This is a genomic window from Pseudomonas sp. ML2-2023-6, from assembly GCF_037055265.1.
GTDB lineage: Bacteria > Pseudomonadota > Gammaproteobacteria > Pseudomonadales > Pseudomonadaceae > Aquipseudomonas > Aquipseudomonas kulmbachensis.
Genome location: NZ_CP146347.1, coordinates 2,757,400 through 2,780,085, shown reverse-complemented (window position 1 = coordinate 2,780,085; position 22,686 = coordinate 2,757,400). Strand labels below are relative to the sequence as shown.

The 22,686-nt window shown below is 57.8% G+C and carries 18 protein-coding genes; 13 read left to right on the top strand and 5 right to left on the bottom strand.

The genetic code is table 11. The features are described 5' to 3' along the window. Positions 1–33: 33 nt before the first annotated feature. Positions 34–534: a thiol peroxidase gene (gene tpx, locus V6L79_RS12775; RefSeq protein WP_338578881.1), complete on the bottom strand. Its 501-nt coding sequence runs from the start codon at positions 532–534 to the stop codon at positions 34–36. Between the two features lie 288 nt (positions 535–822). Here tpx and V6L79_RS12770 point away from each other — a divergent pair, with 288 nt between their 5' ends. Next, a complete protein-coding gene (locus V6L79_RS12770; RefSeq protein WP_338578880.1) occupies positions 823–1,587 on the top strand; it encodes a hypothetical protein in 765 nt (254 codons plus the stop codon). Positions 1,588–1,640: 53 nt separating this feature from the next. Here the strand turns inward: V6L79_RS12770 and V6L79_RS12765 are convergent, their stop codons facing one another. Beyond that, complete coding sequence (locus tag V6L79_RS12765; RefSeq protein WP_261741862.1) at positions 1,641–2,309, bottom strand: DUF3313 domain-containing protein; 669 nt, start codon at positions 2,307–2,309, stop codon at positions 1,641–1,643. Positions 2,310–2,646: 337 nt separating this feature from the next. Between V6L79_RS12765 and ccoN the strand changes: the two genes are divergently transcribed. The 3 genes from ccoN to tal all read left to right on the top strand — a co-directional run bounded on the left by ccoN (position 2,647) and on the right by tal (position 5,430). Continuing rightward, entirely contained in the window at positions 2,647–4,074 is a 1,428-nt protein-coding gene (ccoN, locus tag V6L79_RS12760; RefSeq protein WP_321836200.1) for a cytochrome-c oxidase, cbb3-type subunit I, read from the top strand. A gap of 54 nt (positions 4,075–4,128) precedes the next feature. Then, the gene (locus V6L79_RS12755) at positions 4,129–4,359 is read left to right on the top strand and encodes a hypothetical protein (RefSeq protein ID WP_338578879.1); all 231 of its coding nucleotides are present in this window, start codon (positions 4,129–4,131) and stop codon (positions 4,357–4,359) included. 147 nt (positions 4,360–4,506) lie between these two features. After that, positions 4,507–5,430, top strand: coding sequence for a transaldolase (gene tal, locus V6L79_RS12750; protein WP_321836198.1), 924 nt, complete (start codon positions 4,507–4,509; stop codon positions 5,428–5,430). Between the two features lie 417 nt (positions 5,431–5,847). Here tal and V6L79_RS12745 read toward each other — a convergent pair whose 3' ends face one another. Further along, entirely contained in the window at positions 5,848–7,125 is a 1,278-nt protein-coding gene (locus tag V6L79_RS12745; RefSeq protein WP_261741859.1) for a serine/threonine transporter, read from the bottom strand. A 227-nt stretch (positions 7,126–7,352) separates the two neighbouring features. On the opposite strand from V6L79_RS12745, the gene V6L79_RS12740 reads away from it, so the two are divergent. The 7 genes from V6L79_RS12740 to V6L79_RS12710 all read left to right on the top strand — a co-directional run bounded on the left by V6L79_RS12740 (position 7,353) and on the right by V6L79_RS12710 (position 16,121). Further along, positions 7,353–7,883 carry a DUF4946 domain-containing protein gene (locus V6L79_RS12740; protein ID WP_261741858.1) on the top strand — a complete coding sequence of 177 codons (531 nt, stop codon included), beginning with the start codon at positions 7,353–7,355 and terminating at the stop codon, positions 7,881–7,883. A gap of 98 nt (positions 7,884–7,981) precedes the next feature. Beyond that, on the top strand, positions 7,982–8,428 hold the full coding sequence (locus V6L79_RS12735; RefSeq protein ID WP_338578878.1) for a DUF411 domain-containing protein: 447 nt from the start codon (positions 7,982–7,984) through the stop codon (positions 8,426–8,428). A gap of 526 nt (positions 8,429–8,954) precedes the next feature. Next, positions 8,955–10,526, top strand: a complete 1,572-nt coding sequence (gene glgA, locus V6L79_RS12730; protein WP_338578877.1) for a glycogen synthase GlgA — start codon at positions 8,955–8,957, stop codon at positions 10,524–10,526. Between the two features lie 61 nt (positions 10,527–10,587). Then, entirely contained in the window at positions 10,588–12,669 is a 2,082-nt protein-coding gene (gene malQ / locus V6L79_RS12725; RefSeq protein WP_338578876.1) for a 4-alpha-glucanotransferase, read from the top strand. 27 nt (positions 12,670–12,696) lie between these two features. Further along, positions 12,697–12,924, top strand: a complete 228-nt coding sequence (locus V6L79_RS12720; RefSeq protein ID WP_261741854.1) for a DUF2934 domain-containing protein — start codon at positions 12,697–12,699, stop codon at positions 12,922–12,924. A gap of 143 nt (positions 12,925–13,067) precedes the next feature. Then, the gene (gene glgX / locus V6L79_RS12715; RefSeq protein ID WP_261741853.1) at positions 13,068–15,221 is read left to right on the top strand and encodes a glycogen debranching protein GlgX; all 2,154 of its coding nucleotides are present in this window, start codon (positions 13,068–13,070) and stop codon (positions 15,219–15,221) included. A gap of 96 nt (positions 15,222–15,317) precedes the next feature. Further along, complete coding sequence (locus V6L79_RS12710; RefSeq protein WP_261741852.1) at positions 15,318–16,121, top strand: endonuclease/exonuclease/phosphatase family protein; 804 nt, start codon at positions 15,318–15,320, stop codon at positions 16,119–16,121. A 14-nt stretch (positions 16,122–16,135) separates the two neighbouring features. Here the strand turns inward: V6L79_RS12710 and glgB are convergent, their stop codons facing one another. After that, a complete protein-coding gene (gene glgB / locus V6L79_RS12705) occupies positions 16,136–18,367 on the bottom strand; it encodes a 1,4-alpha-glucan branching protein GlgB (RefSeq protein WP_338578875.1) in 2,232 nt (743 codons plus the stop codon). 548 nt (positions 18,368–18,915) lie between these two features. Between glgB and ccoG the strand changes: the two genes are divergently transcribed. Then, a complete protein-coding gene (ccoG, locus tag V6L79_RS12700; RefSeq protein WP_338578874.1) occupies positions 18,916–20,337 on the top strand; it encodes a cytochrome c oxidase accessory protein CcoG in 1,422 nt (473 codons plus the stop codon). Between the two features lie 149 nt (positions 20,338–20,486). Then, complete coding sequence (gene mapR, locus V6L79_RS12695) at positions 20,487–21,899, top strand: GntR family transcriptional regulator MpaR (protein WP_261741849.1); 1,413 nt, start codon at positions 20,487–20,489, stop codon at positions 21,897–21,899. 170 nt (positions 21,900–22,069) lie between these two features. Here the strand turns inward: mapR and V6L79_RS12690 are convergent, their stop codons facing one another. Continuing rightward, positions 22,070–22,480 carry a hypothetical protein gene (locus V6L79_RS12690; RefSeq protein WP_261741848.1) on the bottom strand — a complete coding sequence of 137 codons (411 nt, stop codon included), beginning with the start codon at positions 22,478–22,480 and terminating at the stop codon, positions 22,070–22,072. Between the last annotated feature and the right edge of the window lie 206 nt (positions 22,481–22,686).

The window sequence follows — 22,686 nt, the reverse complement described above, 5'->3', positions numbered from 1 at the left end:
GGTGCCAGGCCGCTTTTGGTCTTGCGGTACGACTTACTTCAAAACAGCCAGCGCTGCTTCGTAGTTTGGCTCTTCAGCGATTTCTTTAACCAGTTCGCTGTGCAGCACATTGTCGTTTTCGTCCAGTACTACGACAGCGCGAGCAGTCAGGCCAGCCAGCGGGCCATCTGCGATTGCCACGCCGTAGTTCTCGATGAACTCACGGCCGCGCAGGGTCGACAGGTTTTGTACGTTTTCCAGACCTTCAGCGCCGCAGAAGCGTGCTTGGGCGAATGGCAGGTCAGCCGAGATGCACAGCACAACGGTGTTGGCCAGTTCGTTGGCATGAGCGTTGAACGTGCGCACGGAGGTCGCGCAAGTCGGGGTATCAACGCTTGGGAAGATGTTCAGCACTTTACGCTTACCGGCAAAGCTCGCCAGTGTTACATCGGACAAATTACCTGCAACCAGCGAAAACGCCGGCGCCTTGGAACCTACTGCAGGCAGTTCGCCGTTGACTTGAACAGGGTTGCCTTTAAGCGTCACTTGAGCCATGAACGATGTCCTTTTTGACAGGTTGTTGAAGAGGCCGAAGTTAAACATGAATCAGGCAGGCTGACCTATGGGCTGAACATAAAATCTCATGTTTACCATTACAAAAAGATTGCTCCTACAAAGCCGCCGCCACTGCATGCCATAACGATACAGGCTGCAACTTTCTGTGTAGCCGTACTCAAAACGGTCATAAATACCGGCAGTGTACAGGCCAACTGCTAGCGTTAACGGTCAGTATCCAAGGAACAGGACTGCCATGCCCATCACACGCCTCGCCTCGCCTCAGGATTGTTGCTGTCACTTGTTCTGTGCCCTGCTGCTGACGCACTGGCCGATAACGCCGAGACCGCCAACAAAAGCAACAACCCGCTGAGCCTCGCTCCGGGAATCAATCTTCAGGACTATTACACGCCGCAGGTCTACGACAGCAATATCCACACCAATGACGCCCTGTTGCGAGGCGCCCTGCCCGTGGCGCCCAATGACTTTATCGGCGTACCACAACTGCTGCGCGTCACGCTGCCGATCAGTACCCGGCCCAATCCCCACAGCGGCTACAGCACCGGGATTGGCGACCTCAACCTGTTCGATATATTCCTGCTCAAAACCGAAGGTGTGCAGCTTGGCATCGGCCCGCAAATCACCGCGCCAACCGCCGAACATGACGAACTGGGCACCGGCAAGTGGCAAGCCGGCCTGGCCGCTATTGCCATCGACGCCTCACCACGCGGCCTGCTGGGTGCGCTGGTGCAGTACCAAAGCTCGTTCGCCGGTGACAGCGACCGCCAGCATGTTGAAAGCGCCACCTTTCAGCCATTTATCATCCACAACCTGCCCAAGGGCTGGTACTTGCGCTCCACAGGCACCTGGACCTACGACCTGAAAAGCAACACGCACTACATCCCCATCGGCTTGGGCGTGGGCAAAGCCTGGAAAGCCGGAAGCAACATTCTCAACGCCTTCGTTGAACCGCAATGGACTGTGGAGCGCAAGGGTGACGACCTGCCCCAGTTCACGCTGTTTGCCGGGATCAACGTCACTTTCGGTAAATAGTTGCAGGCGCAGCAACGGGAGCGAGCAGGCTCGCTCCCACAAGTACCGCGCGGTTACTTTTTCAGCTTCAAATACGACTGATGCATGTCCGATGCCCAGCTATCGATGACCTTTTTCACGTCATCGGCCCTCATCACCTGGCTGTCGTTACTCAACGGCTTGCCGATGCCTTTGCGAACCACTTGGGCAACCACATCCTGACTTTGCCCGTCGATAAACACGGCCTCAGTGGCCAACTGGGTTTCCTGATCACGGATCCCCGACGCCGTGCTCACAGCCGCCGCAACCAGCGCTACCGGAATGTACTCATAAGGTGCCAGGCTCTCGGTCTCGCTGCTGACCGCAGTGATGGCTGCCCGCACCACAATCACCCCTGGGCCTGGGCCACTGGCCAGCGGTAGTGATTTGCTCATTTCACGTTTCAGCGCCTGATCATAGTAGCTGGTGATGCCATTCAAAGTGCTCTGCGGGATTTTCTCCGTAGGCTTGGGTGCCGGGTACAGCTGGGTCGGCTCGATATAAACGCTGGTGTATTGGTTGATCTTGAGCTGAGGGTCAACCCAACGCATCACTTCTGCACCAGACGGCGACTTGCCTTCTTTAAGGCGGCTGTAATCTTTTAAAAAGCCGGAGTACTCATCCGGTTGCTGGACCTTGCTCGCACAACCGACCATCCCGATTGAGGCGATGCACAACGTACCGATCATTAAGCCAAGCTTCATGCTGTAACTCCTGTAGGGGACGCAACCGTAAGAACGCGCCATATAGGTATAGCCAAGCATTGGAGAATCGCCGCAGAACCAGGTTTTATCCGACGTTGAATGTGATAGAGCACGCAATACACATGGGCCCGAGCCCTACAGCTCAGTTGCTTTTAAATTATTGAAAACCAATTAAAACCAGATCAGTTAAGAAAATTCTCGATTAAACCTGAGATAAAATCTGATCCGTATTAATTATGATTTTCTGAATCTGTTTTGTTTTGCTCAAGCTTCCTAAAGTTCACCCTGCGCCAGACCACGAGGCCTGGCAGGACTTTGAACCGTGGAAGACTTGAGCATGAGCACAGCACTAAACGGGCAGGCCTATAACTATAAGGTTGTCCGCCAATTCGCCATCATGACCGTGGTCTGGGGTGTTATCGGCATGGCCATGGGCGTGTGGATCGCCTCACAACTGGCCTGGCCACAGATGAACCTCGACCTGCCCTGGACCACATTCGGCCGCCTGCGACCGCTGCACACCAGTCTGGTGATTTTCGGCTTTGCCGGCAGCGCGCAATTCGCCGCCAGCTACTACGCCGTGCAGCGTACCTGCCAGGTGCGGCTGTTCTCTGACAGGCTCGCAGCCTTTACTTTCTGGGGCTGGCAGTCAGTGATTGTGATCATGCTGGTCACCCTGCCCCTGGGCTACACCACGACCAAGGAGTACGCCGAAATCGAGTTCACCGGCGCGGTCTGGATGACCGTGGTCTGGGTGGCCTACGCCATCGTCTTTTTCACCACCGTGGTGCGGCGCAAAACAAAGCATATTTATGTCGGCAACTGGTTTTTCGGCGCTTTTATTCTGGTGATCGCCATGCTCCACGTGGTCAACCACCTGGCAATCCCCGTGGACTGGTTCAAATCTTATCCGGTGTACTCCGGCGCCACCGATGCCATGGTGCAGTGGTGGTATGGGCATAACGCTGTAGGCTTCTTCCTGACAACCGGCTTTCTCGGGATGATGTACTACTTCGTGCCCAAGCAAGTCGGTAAGCCGATTTACTCCTATCGCCTGTCCATCGTGCATTTTTGGGCGCTGATCACCCTGTATATCTGGGCAGGCCCGCACCACCTGCACTACACCGCCCTCCCGGACTGGGCTCAGTCGCTGGGCATGGCGATGTCGATCATTCTGCTGGCACCCAGCTGGGGCGGCATGATCAACGGCATGATGACCCTCTCGGGCGCTTGGCATAAGTTGCGCACCGACCCGATCCTGCGCTTTCTGGTGCTGTCGCTGGCGTTCTACGGCATGTCGACCTTTGAAGGCCCGATGATGGCGATCAAGACCGTCAACGCCCTCTCCCACTATACCGACTGGACCATCGGCCACGTTCACGCCGGGGCATTGGGCTGGGTAGCGATGATCACCTTCGGTGCGCTGTACCACATGATCCCGAAAATCTTCGGCCGCGAGCAGATGTACAGCACTGCCCTGATCAACCTGCACTTCTGGCTGGCCACCATCGGCACGGTGCTCTACATCGCCTCGATGTGGGTCAACGGCATCACCCAGGGCCTGATGTGGCGTGCAATCAACGATGACGGCACGCTGACCTACTCGTTTGTCGAGTCGTTGCAGGCCAGTCACCCTGGCTTCGTCGTGCGCCTTGTGGGCGGGCTGTTCTTCCTCTGCGGCATGCTGCTGATGGCCTGGAACGTATGGCGCACGGTGCGCGTGGCCAACTTCAAACAGGCCGAACTGAGCGCCCAGATCGCCTGACCCCGTTGCAGCGCATGCCGCAGGCGTGCGCTGCACTCAGCAAGGAGCCTTGCCATGCTCGAAATAGCCCTCAACTGTGCCGCCGTAATCAGCCTCTACTTTGCGGTCGGCTGGTGCCTGAAGCATAAAACCGCAAAGGATATAGACGAGGCCAGCCTGATCCCCTTTGCCGACGACCCGGAAGTGGCACGCCGGGTTGAGCTGGCCACCGGCAAAACCGTCAATGCTGTGCAGATCAGCGAACCAGAGCCGCGCAAGCCAGGATGGGGCAAGCTGGAACTCTGAAATCCAGGTAATGGCACTACGACAGATTAAATCTGTTCCATTGGTTGCATCGAGAAGGTATTCAACGGCATTCTTCGTTCAACGAACTATTGATCGACGACGCAATCAATCTGTACTGCCATTAATACCTTTTCGACAGAGACGCTCATGACTTCCAAGCTGGAACAACTCAAGCAGTTCACCACCGTGGTCGCAGACACCGGCGACCTCGACGCGATTACCCGTCTCAAACCTGTGGATGCAACCACCAATCCGTCGCTGCTGCTCAAGGCTGCAGCGATGCCCGGTTATGCCGAGCTGCTGCAAAACGCCATCAGCCACGCCAAGGGCAATGTGGGCCTGGCCTGCGATCATTTCGCGGTATCGGTAGGTAGCGGTATCTTGAAAGTGATACCGGGGCGCATTTCGACTGAAGTCGACGCCCGTCTATCGTTTGACGAGCCGGCCCTGCTGAACAAAGCCAACCAGTTGATCGAGCTTTACGACAAGGCTGGTGTAGGCCGCGACCGCGTCCTGATCAAGCTCGCCTCGACCTGGGAAGGCATCCGCGCTGCCGAGAAACTGGAAAAGGACGGTATTCAAACCAACCTGACCCTGCTGTTCTCGTTCGCCCAGGCCGCTGCCTGTGCCGATGCCGGGGTATTTTTGATCTCGCCGTTCGTAGGTCGGATTTACGACTGGTACAAGAAGTCCACCGGCACCGACTACACCGGTTCCGATGATCCGGGCGTGCAGTCCGTGACCCGTATCTACAACTACTACAAGGCCAATGCCTACAACACCGTGGTAATGGGCGCCAGCTTCCGCAACCTCAACCAGATCGAGCAACTGGCTGGCTGCGACCGCCTGACCATCAGCCCGGACTTGCTGGAAAAACTGGCTCTGGACGACGGTAAACTGGAGCGCAAACTGGCTCCAGGCCACGCGGGCGAACCGCGTCTGAACCTGAACGAAGCGCAATTCCGCTGGGCCTCCAACGAAGATGCAATGGCCACTGAGAAACTGGCCGAGGGCATTCGCCAGTTCGCCCGTGACCAGGAAAAACTAGAGGCGTTGTTGTCGGGTAAATAACCCACAACCTGTAGCGCGCTTGCTCGCGATTGATCGAGAGCAAGCACGCTCCCAGAAAGCCTCTTCAGAAACGGTACTTCATCCCCAGCATCAGATTGCGTGGAGCGCCGTAGTAATAATTTCGCCCATCCGCAACACCATCAATCGCTGTTGCTCAGTGAACAGCACATCAGCAGCACTGTCGGTATCGCGCAAGCGCCGCCGCAGCCAGTTCAACAGCCAACCGTGGTGATCGCAGCTAGGGTAAGTTCGACGGGGATGGCGACACGGGAACCCTCGGACGTGCTGGCAGCACACTGCGAATAGGAATGGGTCGCAATCATATTCGCAGCACTGGCCAGACTCAAGCCTTGGGCGGCTTGAGCTGGACAATCACCGAAGTGTCGCCGCGCAGAACGGCGGCGACCGGGGCAAGCATCAAGGGATCAGCGAGTACACCAGCGACGAAATCGCGATCAGGCCCACAACAGTTACAAACACGTTGGAGATCTGCCCCGAATACTGACGCATGGCGGGCACCCGGCGGATCGCGTACATGGGCATCAGGAACAGAATGGCAGCAATCACCGGCCCGCCCATGGTTTCGATCATGCCCAGGATGCTTGGGTTAAGCGTTGCCACGGCCCAGCACACCACCAGCATGAAAGCAGCGGTCATGCGGTCGAGGTTTTTCGCGCCTGGGCGCTTGCCGGTTTTCAGTACCAGACCTTTAAGGCCTTCGCTGGCGCCGATGTAGTGGCCCAGGAATGACTTGGCAATGGCCACGAACGCAATCAGCGGCGCGGCAAATGCAATGGTCGGGTTGCTGAAGTGGTTGGCCAGGTAGGACAGGATCGACAGGTTCTGGGCCTTGGCTTCGGCCAGTTGTTCAGGCGACAGCGTGAGCACACAGCTGAAGACAAAGAACAGCACCATCACCACCATCAGCAGATGGGCGCGGGACAGGATCTGCGAGCTGCGCTCGTCGGCGTTCGAACCGTAACGGCGCTTTTGATCTACGGCGAAAGCCGAGATGATCGGTGAATGGTTAAAGGAGAACACCATCACCGGAATCGCCAACCACAAGGTGTGCAATAAAGCCGAAGGCTCCGGCAGCGTGCTTGCGGTACTCAGAATGCCGCCATTCCAGTGCGGGATCAGAAACACCGCCAAAAACAGCAATGCAACGATAAACGGGTAGACCATCATGCTCATGGCCTTCACGATCACTTGTTCGCCGCAGCGCACAACGATCAGCAAGCCCAGAATCAGCACCAGCGACAGGATGGCCCGTGGTGGTGGCGTGATATGCAATTGATTAAGCATAAAACTGCCGACGGTGTTGGTCAGCGCTACGCTATAAATCAGCAAAATAGGGAAAATGGCCAGGAAATACAGCAGTGTAATCACTGCACCGGCGCGCAGGCCGAAATGTTCTTCTACCACGTCAGTGATATCTGAGCCTTCGCGACCGGAGAGAACGAATCGGGTCAAGCCACGGTGGGCGTAAAAGGTCATCGGGAACGCCAGCAGCGCCAGAATCAATAACGGCCAAAAGCCGCCAAGCCCAGCGTTGATTGGCAAAAACAAAGTACCTGCGCCAATCGCTGTGCCAAACAGGCCCAGCATCCAGGTGGTGTCATGACGGTTCCAGCGACTCAGGGTCGCTGGGGTCTCGTCGAAGCGTTCGTCAACGCTGTTAGCCTGGTCATTCATCCGGTCGAATCTCCGCTAGCCGGTCGTTACCACGCAGCCGGGGCGGACAAGAAACACCTTGCTGACATCGCCCCAGCCATAAGAGGGGCGCGATTGTCCGGGATTAGACATAAGAAGCAAAGGTTTAGCTGAGCAATGGTCGAAAATGATGTCACGCTGCAAAGCAATACCTCGACACCTGTTGATACACTATTACTGTCAAAACTTGCCAAAAAGGCCCGATATCCATGCACTTTGCTCGCCGTTTACCTGTTTTTATCGGCTTATGCCTGCTCGCTGCGCTGCCCGTGGCCAACGCCGAAGGGCTGATGATTACCTGGCCCGCAGACTGGGAAGTGCAAGCCGTACCGCCTGCGACTGACGACACCAGCGTGCGCCAGCGAGCAGTGAAGAACGACGCCAATGGCGATCCGCAGATGGTCATGGAGCTGACCCAGTCGACCCTGGCACCTGAACACAAGGTAAATATGGAGGCGGTTTTGTTGCAGATGCGCAAAACCCTGCAACAGAACTTCGCCAAAGGCGGATACCAGAGTGCATGCAGCAAAATCCGCAGCAGCACGCTGGGCGGCCTGGATGCGCTGGAAACCACCTGCAAGATCACTCAGAACGGTAACCACGTCATCACTCAGACACTGGTAGCCGCCACTCAGGGCAACAGCGCTTACGCGCTTTCCTACGCGGGCCCCGCAGACGGTTACAAGGCCAACGAGCCAGAGGTGAAAGGTATTCGCGCCAGCTTGCGGCTGGGCCAATAAGCGGAGCACGCTGAACCTGACACAATTGTCATCTTGCCATCAGTTGCCTGACAGTCCCTATCGCTCAAGCTGACACTTTTTTCGTAAAGAGGAACTCGATGAAAACTCCATTGCGCCTTGCCGCTCTCTCGGCCCTGCTGTTGGCCTCAATGGCTCAAGCCGCCGAACAACTGACCATTGATGTGCATCGTGATGCCAACTGTGGCTGCTGCAAAGCCTGGATTTCTCACCTTGAAACCAATGGCTTCAAGGTCAATGACCATGTGGAAGCCGATATGAGCAGCGTGAAACAGCGCCTCGGCGTCCAGCCGCGACTGGCTTCGTGCCATACCGGAGTGATCGACGGCAAATTCGTTGAAGGCCATGTACCCGCCGAACAAGTGGTTGCCCTGACCAAGCGCAATGACATCAAAGGGATTGCCGTACCGGGCATGCCCATGGGCTCACCCGGAATGGAAATGGGTGATCGCAAGGACGCGTACCAGGTGATCGGCCTGCGCAACGACGGTAAAGACCAGGTGATTGCCGAGTACCCCGGCAACTGAGATTTCAGTACCGAGCGCACTGCAATGGTGCGCTCGCCCTGTTATTGAAATCCTCTGGAGCATTGAGTGCACTGTAGCCGCTGACGAGGAGCGAGGGCTGCGAGCTTTTTTGTCCCGTTCGCAAGATCAAGAGCTCGCAGCCTTCGGTCCTCGTCAGCGGCTACCAAAAAGTCCAGAGCTGCGCGACGTATTGACATAACAGTGACACACATCATGTGGTAGAAAATTTATTACAACAAATATGCCCTTGTCCTACAAAAGTTCCGACTCCCACCTAGCACCTTGACCTATCTCTCCTACACTTAACGCTGTCGTGTGTACGGCGTTTTAACGTCGTATTTATATAAGTGAATCTTTAGCGCCCGTGATAGGTCAATTTCAAACAGGGTCGTCGCTTTTGGTGCATTCCTTGCAGTGCCTTATTTACCTTCTGGGCTTTTACGCAGGCGGGATGTGGCGGATCAGCAAGTGAGGACGTACCGGCCGGGTGGCCGTTAGGGATCAATAAATACAACGGGAGAGATTCATGATCAGTGCTGCTGCGCCAAATCAAGCAGAACGTCTGCACCCGCAAGTTATTAATGAGCTGATTTCATTGTCAGGCCTGGCCCCTGCCGGGAAGCCCGTGCAGGTACTGCCGAGCGCTAATCCCAATAAAAAGAAAGTGCTGTTTGTCACCTCCGAACTGGCCGATCTGGTGAAAACCGGCGGCCTGGGCGATGTGTCTGCCGCGCTGCCACGGGCCATGCATCATTTACATGATGTGCGGGTGTTGATTCCCGGCTACCCACAAGTACTCAACAGCGACAACCCGATCCATATCATCGGCGAACTCGGTGGGCATGCAGCCCTGCCCGCCTGCAAGATCGGGCGCATGGACTTGAAGGACGGCCTGGTCATCTATGTACTGATTTGCCCCGAGCTGTATGAACGCGAAGGCACCCCATATGGCGCCAATAACGGCCGTGACTGGCCCGACAACCATATTCGCTTCGCCCGCCTGGGCCTGGCCGCGGCCGATATTGCGGCCAACCTGGCGCAGATTCATTGGCAGCCAGACCTGGTCCACGCCCACGACTGGCCTGCCGGGCTGGCCCCGGCTTATATGCATTGGCGCGGTCAGCGCACGCCAACGCTATTCACCATTCACAACCTGGCCTACCAGGGCGTATTCAGCCGGGCCTGCTGCCCGGAGCTGGGTATTCCGCACCATGCCCTGCAACAGGACGGCATGGAGTTCTATGGCAAGTTGTCGTTCCTCAAGGCCGGCATGGCCTATGCCAGCCACATCACCACGGTCAGTGCCACCTATGCCGCAGAGATCACCACTCCGGCCTTCGGTTGCGGCCTGGATGGCTTTTTAGCCAGCAAAACCCAGCAAGGGCTGCTGAGCGGTATCCCTAATGGCATTGATGAAAGCTGGGAAGCCACAACCGACCCGCATCTGATTGCCCCGTTCGGCATCGGCGACTGGGACGCCAAAGCCCTGAACACCGCCCATGTACGCAGCCTGTTTGAACTCAAACCCTCCAAAGGGCCGCTGTTCGCCGTGGTTTCGCGGCTGGTGTACCAAAAAGGCCTGGACCTGACCGAAGCCGTGGCCGCTTTTATCGTGGCATCGGGCGGACAGATCTGCATCATCGGTCGCGGCGAGCCGGAGGAGGAACAGGCCATGCGTGAACTGGCCCTGCGTTTCCCCGGTCAGATCGGGGTACGTATCGGCTTCAATGAAACCGACGCTCGGCGCATGTTCGCGGGCAGCGATTTCCTGTTGATGCCATCGCGCTATGAACCCTGCGGCCTGAGCCAAATGTACGCACAACGCTTCGGTTCACTGCCGGTAGCACGCAACACCGGTGGTCTGGCCGATACCATCGAAAATGGCGTTACCGGGTTTTTGTTCGATGAATCCACCGTGGCCAGTTACGAGCAGGCTCTGAAGCGAGCATTCAAGGTCTTCAGCTACCCCGCGCTGTTTAACGCCATGCGTTGCCGCGCGATGGCAGCACCCTTCAACTGGTGCAAGGCGGTGGAACCCTACGCCGAGCTTTATGAACAACTGGTTGCCAAGTCACTGCTTCGCAGCGTGTCACCTTGAGCAATACCACCTGCGGATCTGCCTGACGTCCGATCATCTATCGCCACCAAGGGAACCGCCAATGAGTGAAGCGCAACTTGAAGTACTCGCTGGCCGAGCCGGGCTGGCCGTTGACTGGATCGATGCCAACGGTCAGCCACAAAGGGTTCAACCAAGCGCACTGGAAGCCATTCTGGCGGGCTTGGGCTTACCTGCCGACAGCGCCGAAGCTATCGAAACCAGCCTGCTGAATTTGCAGTTGGAACAACAGAACAAACGGCTGCCGCCATTACTGACCGCAGATGTGGGCAAGGCGCTGGATTTGTCTCGTTATTTCCACCCTCACAGCCAGTGCGTCGTGCAGTTGGAAAACGGTGACTCCCTGGCGATCCAGCTGGATGCCGACGCGGTACTGCCGGGCATGATTCCCATTGGTTACCACCGGGTGCAACTGGACGATCAGCATTTCACCCTCGCCGTAGCCCCGGCCAAATGTTTCAGCATTGCCGATGCCCTGCATCAGGCAGCACCCCGTGCCTGGGGCCTAAGTGCTCAGCTGTATTCGCTGCATCGCCAAGGCGATGGTGGCTTTGGCGATACCCAGGCACTGGAAACCCTGCTGCGGGCGGCCGGTGAGCGCGGCGCGGATGCCTTGGCAATCAGCCCCCTGCACGCCATGTTCAGCAGCGCGCCCAAGCATTACAGCCCGTATTCACCGTCCAGCCGTCTGTTCCTCAACAGCCTGTATGCCGCACCCGCCAGCATTCTGGGTGAAGAGGCGCTAAACAGGGCCATCGACGCTACGGGCCTGAAAGAAGAATTGCAGCGCCTGGAGCAATTGCCCCTGATTGACTGGCCAGCCGTGACCCGGGCCAAACAGACACTGCTGCGCCAGCTCTACAATGACTTTTCCCGGGGCGAACATCCGCGCATGGACGACTTCGAGCGCTTTCGCGAACTGGGAGGCGAGGCACTGGAAAACCACTGCCGCTTCGAAGCCTTGCAAGAGCGCTGCGTGGCCGAGCATCACAGCCTCGATTGGCGCGACTGGCCAGAGCAATGGCGCAACCCCGACAGCCCGGCATTGCTGCACTTTGCCGAAGAGCACCAGCAGGTCATTGCGTATTACGCCTTTTGTCAGTGGCTGATCGCCCGCTGCCTGGCTCATGCACAAACCACGGCACGATCCAGCGGCATGGCTATCGGCCTGATCGCCGATCTGGCCGTGGGCGCTGATGGCGCAGGTAGCCAGGCATGGTGCAGACAGGACGAAATGCTGGCGCAACTGACCGTAGGCGCCCCACCCGATCAACTCAACCGCGCAGGCCAGGGCTGGGGGATTTCCGCGTTTTCACCTGAAGGCCTGAAACGTAACGGCTTCCGTGCCTTTATCGAAATGTTACGCGCTAACTTTGCCCACGCTGGCGGGCTGCGCATTGACCATGTACTGGGTTTGCAACGCTTATGGGTAATCCCCCTGGGGGCACCGTCCAGCGAAGGGGCGTATTTGTATTACCCGGTCGATGACCTGCTGCGCCTGGTCACCCTCGAATCTGTACGCCATCAAGCCATCGTGCTCGGCGAAGACCTCGGCACGGTGCCGGACGGGCTGCGCGAAAAACTCAGCGAGCGGGCGATCCTCGGGATTCGCGTGCTGCTGTTCGAGCAAGACTACGGCGCCCGCTTCAAACCCATTCTGGACTGGCCGGACTATGCACTGGCCACCACCAGCACCCACGATCTACCCACTCTCAATGGCTGGCTGTGCGGACGCGATATCGACTGGAATGAACGCCTGGGGTTGATCGACCCTGTGGCTGCGCACCGCTGGCGGGAAAATCGCCAACACGAGTGCAAAGGTCTGGACCGGGCCTTGCGCCAGGACCCGCAAAACTTTCAGGAAGAAACCCAGGGCAACGCCCCGACACTGGACGCCAGTATCCGTTTTCTGGGGCACACCCGTGCACCATTGGTGCTGCTACCGATCGAGGACGCCCTTGGCCTTGAGGAGCAAGCCAACTTGCCAGGCACCGTCAGCGGCCACCCCAACTGGTGCCGACGCTTGCCGGGCGACTGCAACACGTTGCTGGATGCGATCGACGCCACGCGACGCTTCGAATTGCTGGCCTGTGCCCGCCAGCAAGCCCATGAACGAGATCGATAATTGCCCTACCACCCAAGGAGCTTTGCCATGAGTAACGACGACAAACATATTCGTGAGTTTGCCTACCAGATCTGGGAATCCGAGGGTCGGCCTGATGGCCAGCAGGAGCGTCACTGGGAAATGGCTCACAAACTGGCGCAGGCACAGGCACTGGCTCCATCCAAAACAGCACCACGGGCTACCAAAGCCAAGTCACCGGCTAAACCTGTCGCAGAGAAAAAGCCCCGGGCACCGCGCAAACCTGCTTCATCTTGAGCACAAAGCCCCACCTGTGGGAGCGGGCGTGCTCGCGATTCAAACACCTTGGTTGAGCAGGTTGACCGGGTTGTTGCAATCGCGAGCAAGCTCGCTCCCACAGGCCATTTACGTCTTCAATTGCGGTTGTGCAGGAGCAGGTCATGAGTAAACGTACGTCAGCACCTTTTACTGGCGACCCTTTGCGCATCCGCGAAGGCCGACCCTTCCCCTTGGGCGCTACGTGGGACGGATTAGGCGTCAACTTCGCCCTGTTTTCCGCCAATGCCAGCAAAGTCGTATTGTGCCTGTTCGACGCAGCCGGTGAGGTTGAACTGGAGCGGATCGAATTACCCGAGTACACCGACGAGATCTTTCACGGCTATCTGCCAAACGCACACCCCGGACAGATTTACGGCTACCGCGTGTATGGCCCCTACGACCCTGCCAACGGTCATCGTTTTAACCACCATAAATTGCTGATCGACCCCTATGCCAAACAGTTGGTTGGGGAACTTAAATGGTCCGAAGCCCTGTTTGGCTACACCGTCGGCCATCCGGATGCCGACCTGAGCTTTGATGAGCGCGACAGCGCGCCATTTGTGCCCAAGTGCAAGGTGATAGACCCGGCGCACACCTGGGGGCAGGATCATCGGCTGGCCGTGCCGTGGGACCGTACGATTTTTTATGAAACCCATGTGCGCGGCATCAGTATGCGCCACCCCGCCGTACCGGATGAGGTGCGCGGCACCTTTGCCGGCCTGATGGTCGATGAGGTGGTCGAACACATGACCAGCCTCGGCGTGACCAGTATCGAGCTGCTGCCGGTGCACGCATTCGTCAACGACCAGCATCTGCTGCAAAAAGGCATGACCAACTACTGGGGCTACAACAGCATCGGTTTTTTCGCCCCGGACCCGCGCTACCTGGCCAGCGGCAAGATAGCCGAGTTCAAGGAAATGGTCGCGCGCCTGCACAAGGCCGGGCTGGAGGTGATTCTGGATGTGGTCTACAACCACACGGCCGAAGGCAACGAGCTGGGCCCTACCCTGTCCATGCGCGGCATCGATAACGCCTCGTACTATCGGCTGATGCCTGAAGACAAGCGCTTTTACATCAATGATTCCGGCACCGGTAACACGCTCGACCTGAGCCACCCGTGCGTCCTGCAGATGGTCACCGATTCACTGCGCTACTGGGCGCGCGAAATGCACGTCGATGGCTTCCGCTTTGACCTGGCGACCATTCTGGGGCGCTACCACGACGGCTTTAGCCAGCGTCACAGCTTTTTGGTGGCTTGCCGTCAGGACCCACTGTTGCGTCGGGTGAAAATGATCGCCGAACCCTGGGACTGCGGCCCCGGGGGCTATCAGGTCGGCGGTTTCCCGCCCGGCTGGGCGGAATGGAACGACCGTTTTCGCGATACCGTACGCGCTTTCTGGAAGGGTGACGAAGGCCAACTGGCCGACTTTGCCGGGCGCATGACCGGCTCGGCCGACCTGTTCAACCACCGTGGCCGCAGACCCTATGCTTCGGTCAATTTTGTTACCGCCCATGACGGTTTCACCTTGCACGACCTGGTGTCATACAACGACAAGCACAACGAAGCCAACGACGAAAACAACCAGGACGGCAGTAATAACAATATTTCGTGGAACCACGGGATCGAAGGGCCCACTGACGATCCCGAGATCAATGCGTTGCGCCAGCGCCAGATGCGCAACTTCATGGCCACCCTGCTCCTGGCTCAGGGCACGCCGATGCTGGTCGCGGGCGACGAATTCGCCCGCACCCAGCACGGCAACAATAATGCCTACTGCCAGGACAGCGAAATCGGCTGGGTCAACTGGGAACTGGACAAGCCCGGCAAATCCCTGCTGGCGTTTGTCAAACGCCTGATCAAGCTGCGCATGCAGTACCCCATCTTGCGTCGCGGCCTGTTTCTGATTGGCCACTCCAGCGAGACGCCTGGAGTCAGTGACGTGACCTGGCTGGCAGCGGATGGCGAGGAGATGACCACCGAGCAGTGGCAAGACAGCCAAGCCCGCTGCCTGGGCATGCTGCTGGATGGTCGAGCGCAGGTCTCCGGGGTACAACGGGCCGGAGCCGACGCCACCTTGCTGATCGTGGTCAACGCGAGCCACGACACAATCAACTTCAACCTGCCCAAAGTCCCCCAGGGCATCAGTTGGTCATGCAAGCTCGACACCACCGACCCGTCAATCAAAGGGCCACAGCACCTGCCGTTCAACAAGGCCTACAGCGTCACCGGTCGCTCACTGGTGTTGTTTGAACTGCAACGACCTGAGGTGTCGTGACTATATTGATAAGCATCAAGTACGCCCCCATAAAAAGCGGCAAGCTGCAAACCCTGAACTTGCCGCTTTGAAACTGCCCCTGACAGAGGAGTGACCATGCCCACTGATGATGTTGTCGGCAACACGCTTTCATCTGCTACCACGGCAACAGCACCTGCTGTCCATCAAATCAAGGTGCTGACGGTCAATACGCACAAGGGATTCACTGTATTCAATCGACGCTTCATCCTCCCCGAACTGCGCGAGGCCGTGCGCAGCACCGGTGCTGATCTGGTGTTTCTGCAGGAAGTGCTTGGCGAACACGAGAAACACGCATCCCGCTACGAGGACTGGCCAGAAACCTCGCAATACGAATTCCTCGCCGACAGCATGTGGAGCGACTTCGCCTACGGCCGTAACGCCGTGTATACCAATGGCCATCACGGTAATGCCTTGCTGTCCAAGTACCCGATCAAGGCCTCGCGCAATCTGGATATTTCCATCACCGGCCCCGAGCGGCGCGGCCTGCTGCATTGCGAGCTGGACGTTCCCGGCCACGACAATGTGCATGCCATTTGCGTGCATTTGAGCCTGTTGGAAAGCCACCGACAGCTACAAATCGTACTGCTTAATCAGTTGCTCAAATCCCTGCCGCCCAATGAGCCGGTGATCATTGCAGGCGACTTCAACGACTGGAAACAGCAAGGCAATGCCGCCCTGCGCCAACGCGACGATCTGCATGAAGTGTTTGAGCGGCATCACGGGCAGTTGGCCAAAACCTACCCGGCGCGCTGGCCGCTGCTGCGTCTGGACCGCATCTACTTGCGCAACGCCAGCAGCCACAATCCCGAAATCCTCGGCAACAAGCCCTGGACGCATTTATCCGATCATTTGCCGCTGGCGGTTGAGGTGCATTTGTAATATTGAGGCGACCTTTACCCCGCCACCGGCCGCAATATCAACACCCCCAACGGCGGCAGGTTCAAGGCCAGAGACGAACCCTGCCCGTGACTGGGCAGCTCCTCGGTCACCACCCCGCCGCCATTGCCATAATCGGAACCGGCATAGACGGCCGAATCACTATTGATCACCTCCTGCCAGGTGCCGGCCAGCGGCACCCCGATGCGATAACCCGCACGCGGCACCGGGGTAAAGTTGGCCACCACCAGTAATGGCGAACCGTCCTTGCTCCAGCGTAACCAGGCGTAAACACTGTTGGCCGCGTCATCACCAATCAACCACTGGAACCCTTGTGCCACGTCATCCTGCTCATGCAGCGCAGGTTGCTCGCGATACAAACGGTTCAAATCGCCAACCAGTTTCTGTACGCCCCGGTGCTCGGGGTATTGCAGCAAATACCAGTCCAGTTGCTGATCGTGGTTCCACTCGCGCCATTGGCCGAACTCACAGCCCATAAACAGCAGTTTCTTGCCCGGATGCGCCCACATAAAGCTCAGGTAAGCGCGCAAGTTGGCGAATTTTTGCCAACGATCGCCGGGCATCTTGTCGATCAGCGAGTGCTTGCCGTGCACCACTTCATCATGGGAAATCGGCAGGATAAAACGCTCGGTCCAGGCGTACACCAGGCCAAAGCTCAGCTCGTTGTGATGGTGCGCACGGTATACCGGGTCTTGCTGGATGTAGTGCAGCGAATCGTGCATCCAGCCCATGTTCCATTTATACGAAAACCCCAGGCCGCCCTGATCGGTACCTTGACTGACACCCGGCCAGGCCGTGGATTCTTCGGCAATCACCAGCGCGCCGGGGACTTCATGGGCAACCACGTCATTGAGATGGCGCAGAAACTCGATGGCCTCGAGGTTTTCCCGCCCCCCATAACGATTGGGCACCCATTCGCCGGATTTACGCGAGTAGTCGCGGTACAACATGGATGCCACCGCATCGACCCGCAGCCCGTCGATATGGAAGTGTTTGAGCCAGTGCAGGGCCGAGGCCAGCATAAAGCCATGCACTTCGGTGCGCCCCAGATTGTAAATCAGCGTGTTCCAGTCCTGATGAAACCCTTCAAGCGGGTTCGCATATTCATACAACGCCGTGCCATCAAATTGCGCCAGCCCGTGGGTATCGTTGGGGAAATGCGCTGGCACCCAATCCAGAATCACGCCGATACCGGCAACATGGCAGGCATTGACGAACGCGGCAAAATCATCGGGCGAGCCAAAACGCGCCGTTGGGGCAAATTGCGACAAGGGTTGATAGCCCCAGGAACCACCAAACGGGTGCTCCATGATCGGCATCAGCTCGATATGCGTGAAGCCCAGTTGCTGCACATACGGAATCAAGCGTTCTGCCAGCTCAGGCCAGGTGTACTGGCGTGCTATTTCGCCAACATCATCAACCTCACACTGCCAGGAGCCCACATGCAGCTCGTAGATGGACAGCGGCGCATCATGGCGCTGAAGCTGCGCACGCGCTTGCATCCAGTCGCCGTCCTGCCAGTCGATGCTCAGGGGCGAAGCCACTTTTGACGCGGTATCAGGTGGCAACTGCGTGGCCAGCGCCACAGGGTCGGCCTTGAGCGGCAATATCCCTTGGGCGCCAAGAATCTCATACTTGTACGCTTCACCTGCCTGCAAGCGTGGCACAAACAGTTCCCATACCCCGCTCGGATGGCGCAAGCGCATCGGATGGCGGCGCCCGTCCCAGCCATTGAAATCACCGACTACCGATACCCGCCGCGCATTCGGCGCCCATACCGCAAAGCGCACACCGGGCACGCCATCGACCTCGATCAATTGCGCGCCAAAGCAGCTGCTCAGGTCGCGATGATTACCTTCGGCAAACAGGTACAGATCCATTTCACCCAGCAACGGGCCAAAACTGTAGGGATCTTCGCTGGTCTGCACAGCATTGCCCCAGTCAACCTGCAGCAGATACCCCCGCGCCTGGGGAAAATGCCCCACATAAAGACCGGGCACCTGCGAATCATCAAGGCGGCCAAGGACTTCACCGCCATCACGGGCGACCACGTTGACACTGACCGCACCCGGTAAAAAAGCCCGGATATACTGCCCGTCCTCGCCATCCCCATGAGGTCCCAATACCGAAAACGGATCGGGATGCTCTGCCCGGGTCAGCGCCTCGATATCCGAGATGTCGGGTAACGATGAGTCCTTCCCTTTACCCGTTTGCTTGCTCGAATCCATGCTGCTCTCCATCCGGTAAAGGTTACGCATGACCCAGCACGCGTTTTAGCCATCGACTTGAGCCGTGTCCTGCAACCCACAGACAGAGCAAAGACTAGCTGTTGTCAGACAATCTGTATCGTTTGATGACTCCCCAATGACCGACAAAAAAACTTGGGGCAGAACCCTGCACACTGCACTGTTTTCGCACAATAACAGTGCAATGTGTTGCTTTGAGGTCACGCGCACACCCGCAGGTACAGGCTGAAAAGGGTTGATGGGGGCCGCTGCAGGTATCAATGCAAAACACATGCACAGATTGCCCTTGTGAAGGTTAACTTCAGTGATTCGCTAATTTACTTGACCTTAATCAGCCTCAATCCGACACACCTGGGTTACAGGCGTAAAAGCCCAATAAAGCCGTGGCGTTGCCAGGGGTGCAGCCTATTGTCGCAGGCAGCCCTTGGAAACCATCTGATCCGGTTTTAATTCAAATAACTGAGTCTGTTATGCAAACAGTTCGCTGGGCATAGTGCGCATGCCTGATGGAGGCTGATGAGCGAAAGACCATGAGCGAACAAATTCCCGTCCAGATACTTGAATCATTTGAGGCTTCTCGACCAAGAGCCGCAAAAATCAAAAACAAGTCCAGCGACAACGTGATCCATACCCGCAGCTTCACTGGCCTGTTCCGCACCTTGCGAATAGTGGGTACAGGCCTGTTGTTTTTACTGTTCTTCGGCACGGTCTGGCTGACGTGGGATGGCCGTCAGGCGGTCCTGTGGGATTTGTCTGAAAGCAAATTTCATATCTTTGGTGCGACGTTCTGGCCGCAGGACTTCATCCTGTTGTCGGCATTGCTGATCATTGCCGCCTTTGGCCTGTTTGCGATCACGGTGTTTGCAGGACGGGTGTGGTGTGGCTACACCTGCCCGCAAAGCTCGTGGACCTGGCTGTTTATGTGGTGCGAAAAGATCACCGAAGGTGACAGAAACCAACGCATAAAACTGCAAGCCGCCCCCTGGCGCCTAAACAAAATCCTGCGTCGCAGCGCCAAGCACACGCTGTGGATCGCCATCAGCGTGCTGACTGCGCTGACCTTCGTGGGTTACTTCACGCCGGTCAGGCCGTTGGCCACTGAGCTGCTGACCCTCGAAATAGCCGGTATCAGCCTGTTCTGGATCATGTTTTTCACCGGCGCCACCTACATCAGCGCCGGCTGGCTACGTGAAGCGGTGTGCATGCATATGTGCCCGTATGCACGATTCCAGAGCGTGATGTTCGATAAAGACACCCTGGCTATTTCCTATGACGTGGCCCGTGGCGAAAACCGGGGCCCGCGCAAACGCGGGGTGGAACCCAAACAGGCAGAACTGGGCGATTGCATCGACTGCTATATGTGCGTGCAGGTGTGTCCGACCGGGATCGATATCCGCGATGGCTTGCAGATGGAATGTATCGGTTGCGCTGCCTGCATCGATGCCTGCGACTCGGTGATGGAAAAAATGGGTTATGCGCCAGGCCTGGTGCGCTACACCTCGGAACACGAGTTGCAGGGCGGCAAGACTCACTTGCTGCGCCCACGCCTGATTGGCTACGCCGTGGTGCTGGTAGTCATGATCGGAGCGCTGGTGGTGGCCCTGAACCAGCGCACTATGGTGTCACTGGATGTGATCAAGGACCGCGGTCTGTTCCGCGAAAACAGCCAGGGCCAGATCGAAAACATCTATAGCCTTAAAATCATCAACAAGACCCAGGAGCCGCAGCACTATCGGGTATCGTTGCAAGACAGCGAGGACTTCCAGTTGCAGGGTAAAACCGAGCTGACCCTGGCCCCCGGCGAAATTGTCGATGTGCCGGTATCTGTCGCCCTGCTGGCCGACAGGCCGAAAAGCAGCTCACAAACCATCGAGTTTGTGGTTACCGACACCGATGAGCCGAATGTACGCAGTGTGGCGAAAAGCCGTTTTGTTGCCCCCTTGAATCGTTAGACTGCACATTTTCTGGGTGGGAGCGGGCTTGCTCGCGATAGGATCACTGCGGCTTATCAGAAACACCGCAGTGCCTGTATCGCGAGCAAGCCCGCTCCCACAATCACAGCAAGCAGTGCCGCAAGCCCCTTCGGACCGAGCCTTACCCAATGAAACGCTACGAAAAATTCGCCGACGATATTGCCGAACTGATCCGCACCGGGGTGCTCGGCCCCGGTCAGCGCGTGCCTTCGGTGCGCTATGCCAGTCAGACCTATGGCGTCAGCCCCTCTACAGTGTTTCAAGCCTATTACCTGCTGGAGCGCCGCGGCCTGATTCGGGCCAAGCCGCGTTCGGGCTACTTCGTCAACGCCAATACGCCGAGCCCGTTTTGCGAGCCGGTGTTCAGCAGCCACGTCACCGAGTCCACCCAGGTGGATGTCAGCGCTCTGGTGTTCTCGGTACTGGACTCGATCAAAGACCCGCACACCGTGCCGTTCGGCTCGGCTTTTCCCAGCCCGATGCTGTTTCCGCTGCAACGGCTTGCCCGTTCGATGGCCACCGCCAGCCGCGAGATGGACCCGCGCATGGTGGTCACCGACATGTCACCCGGCAACCCGCAACTGCGTCGGCAAATCGCCCTGCGTTATATGGTCGGCGGGCTGATGCTGCCCATGGAAGAACTGCTGATCACCAATGGCGCGCTGGAGGCCCTGAACCTGTGCCTGCAAGCCGTCACCGAACCCGGTGATCTGGTGGCCATTGAAGCCCCGGCGTTTTACGCCTGCCTGCAAGTGCTGGAGCGGCTCAAGCTCAAGGCCGTGGAAATTCCGGTACACCCCCGTGACGGCATCGACCTCGGGGTGCTGGAGCAAACCCTCGAGCGCCATCCGATCAAGGCCGTGTGGTGCATGACCAGCTTTCAGAACCCGATCGGCGCGACCATGCCCGAGGCCAAGAAACAGGCGCTGGTCGAATTGTTGCGCGGCCATCAGGTGCCGCTGATTGAGGACGATGTGTACGCCGAGTTGTATTACGGCCAGCACGCACCGAAACCGGCCAAGGCCTTTGATACCGAAGGCCTGGTGATGCATTGCGGCTCGTTCGCCAAGAGCCTGGCTCCGGGCTATCGCATTGGCTGGGTGGCTGCAGGGCGTTACGCGCAGAAAATTGAACGTCTGAAACTGATGACCTCACTGTGCGCCTCGATGCCTGCCCAGGCTGCCATTGCCGATTACTTGCAGCATGGCGGCTACGATCGCCACCTGCGTAAATTGCGTTATGCCCTGGAAGAACAACAGAGCGCGATGCTGGCGGCGATTGCCCGCTACTTCCCGGCCCAAACCCGCGTCAGCCAGCCCTCGGGCGGGTATTTCCTGTGGTTGGAACTGCCCGAGCAGATGGACTCGCTCAAGCTGTTCCAGATGGCTCTGGCCCAAGGCATCAGCATCGCGCCGGGGCCAATATTTTCGGCCACCCAGCGCTTCAGGAACTGCATCCGCCTGAACTACGGCAGCCCGTGGGACCCCGCCTGCGAAAAGGCCATGGAAACATTGGGCAAGATCGTAAAATCATTTACCTGATGCACTCATCCTAGTAGCAGCTGCCGAAGGAACGAGGCTGCGTTCGGCGGCGTAGCCGTCGTAAAACCCGAGCATTCAATATCTCTGACACACCGAGGCGTCTAATTTGCGACGACTGCGTCGCCGAACGCAGCCTCGTTCCTTCGGCAGCTGCTACGCAGGCGCAGGCCTTACCCCGGCATACAGTTGAAGTCCGCCGTATGCGCTACTTCCTTGCCATGGCCATCGACCAGGCTCGCGCTGACTTCAGGCCCCAGGCTCGACTCGATCAACTCGTAATGTTCACCAGCCTTGAATCCGGTGTAATTGACCTTGCCCTGACAATCCACCTGGTTTTCATCCCCCGTGGCGCCTTCAAACAAGGTCACGTCCAGGCGGTGGGCGCCGGGGGTGACTTCAAAGTAGCGACCATCATTGATGTTCTTGCCGTCTACGCGCTCGGCCATCAGGTCACTGTTGCCCTCTTCTTTAAGGCCGATCCAGGCTTCGCTCGGGTCTTGCTTGGGCATAGGCCCGGCACAGGCCGACAGCAACAACACCAGGCTCAGGGTCGGAATCAGCAGCAGCGGTTTAAGAGTCATCACACGTACGCCTCGTAGAAAAAAGCAAAAAGTACGACAGGGATAAAACCTGCCCCGTCGAATAGACCTCAAGCTTGGCGCTCATCGAGTCTGCGGCCAAATGAATGAAAATGAAGGGATTTTCAGGCAGTTCCTAAAGGAACCTTCACGTTACTGAAAGCTGATCGTTAGGTTTGGACGGGGAGACTGCCGAGGTTTGCAATTCC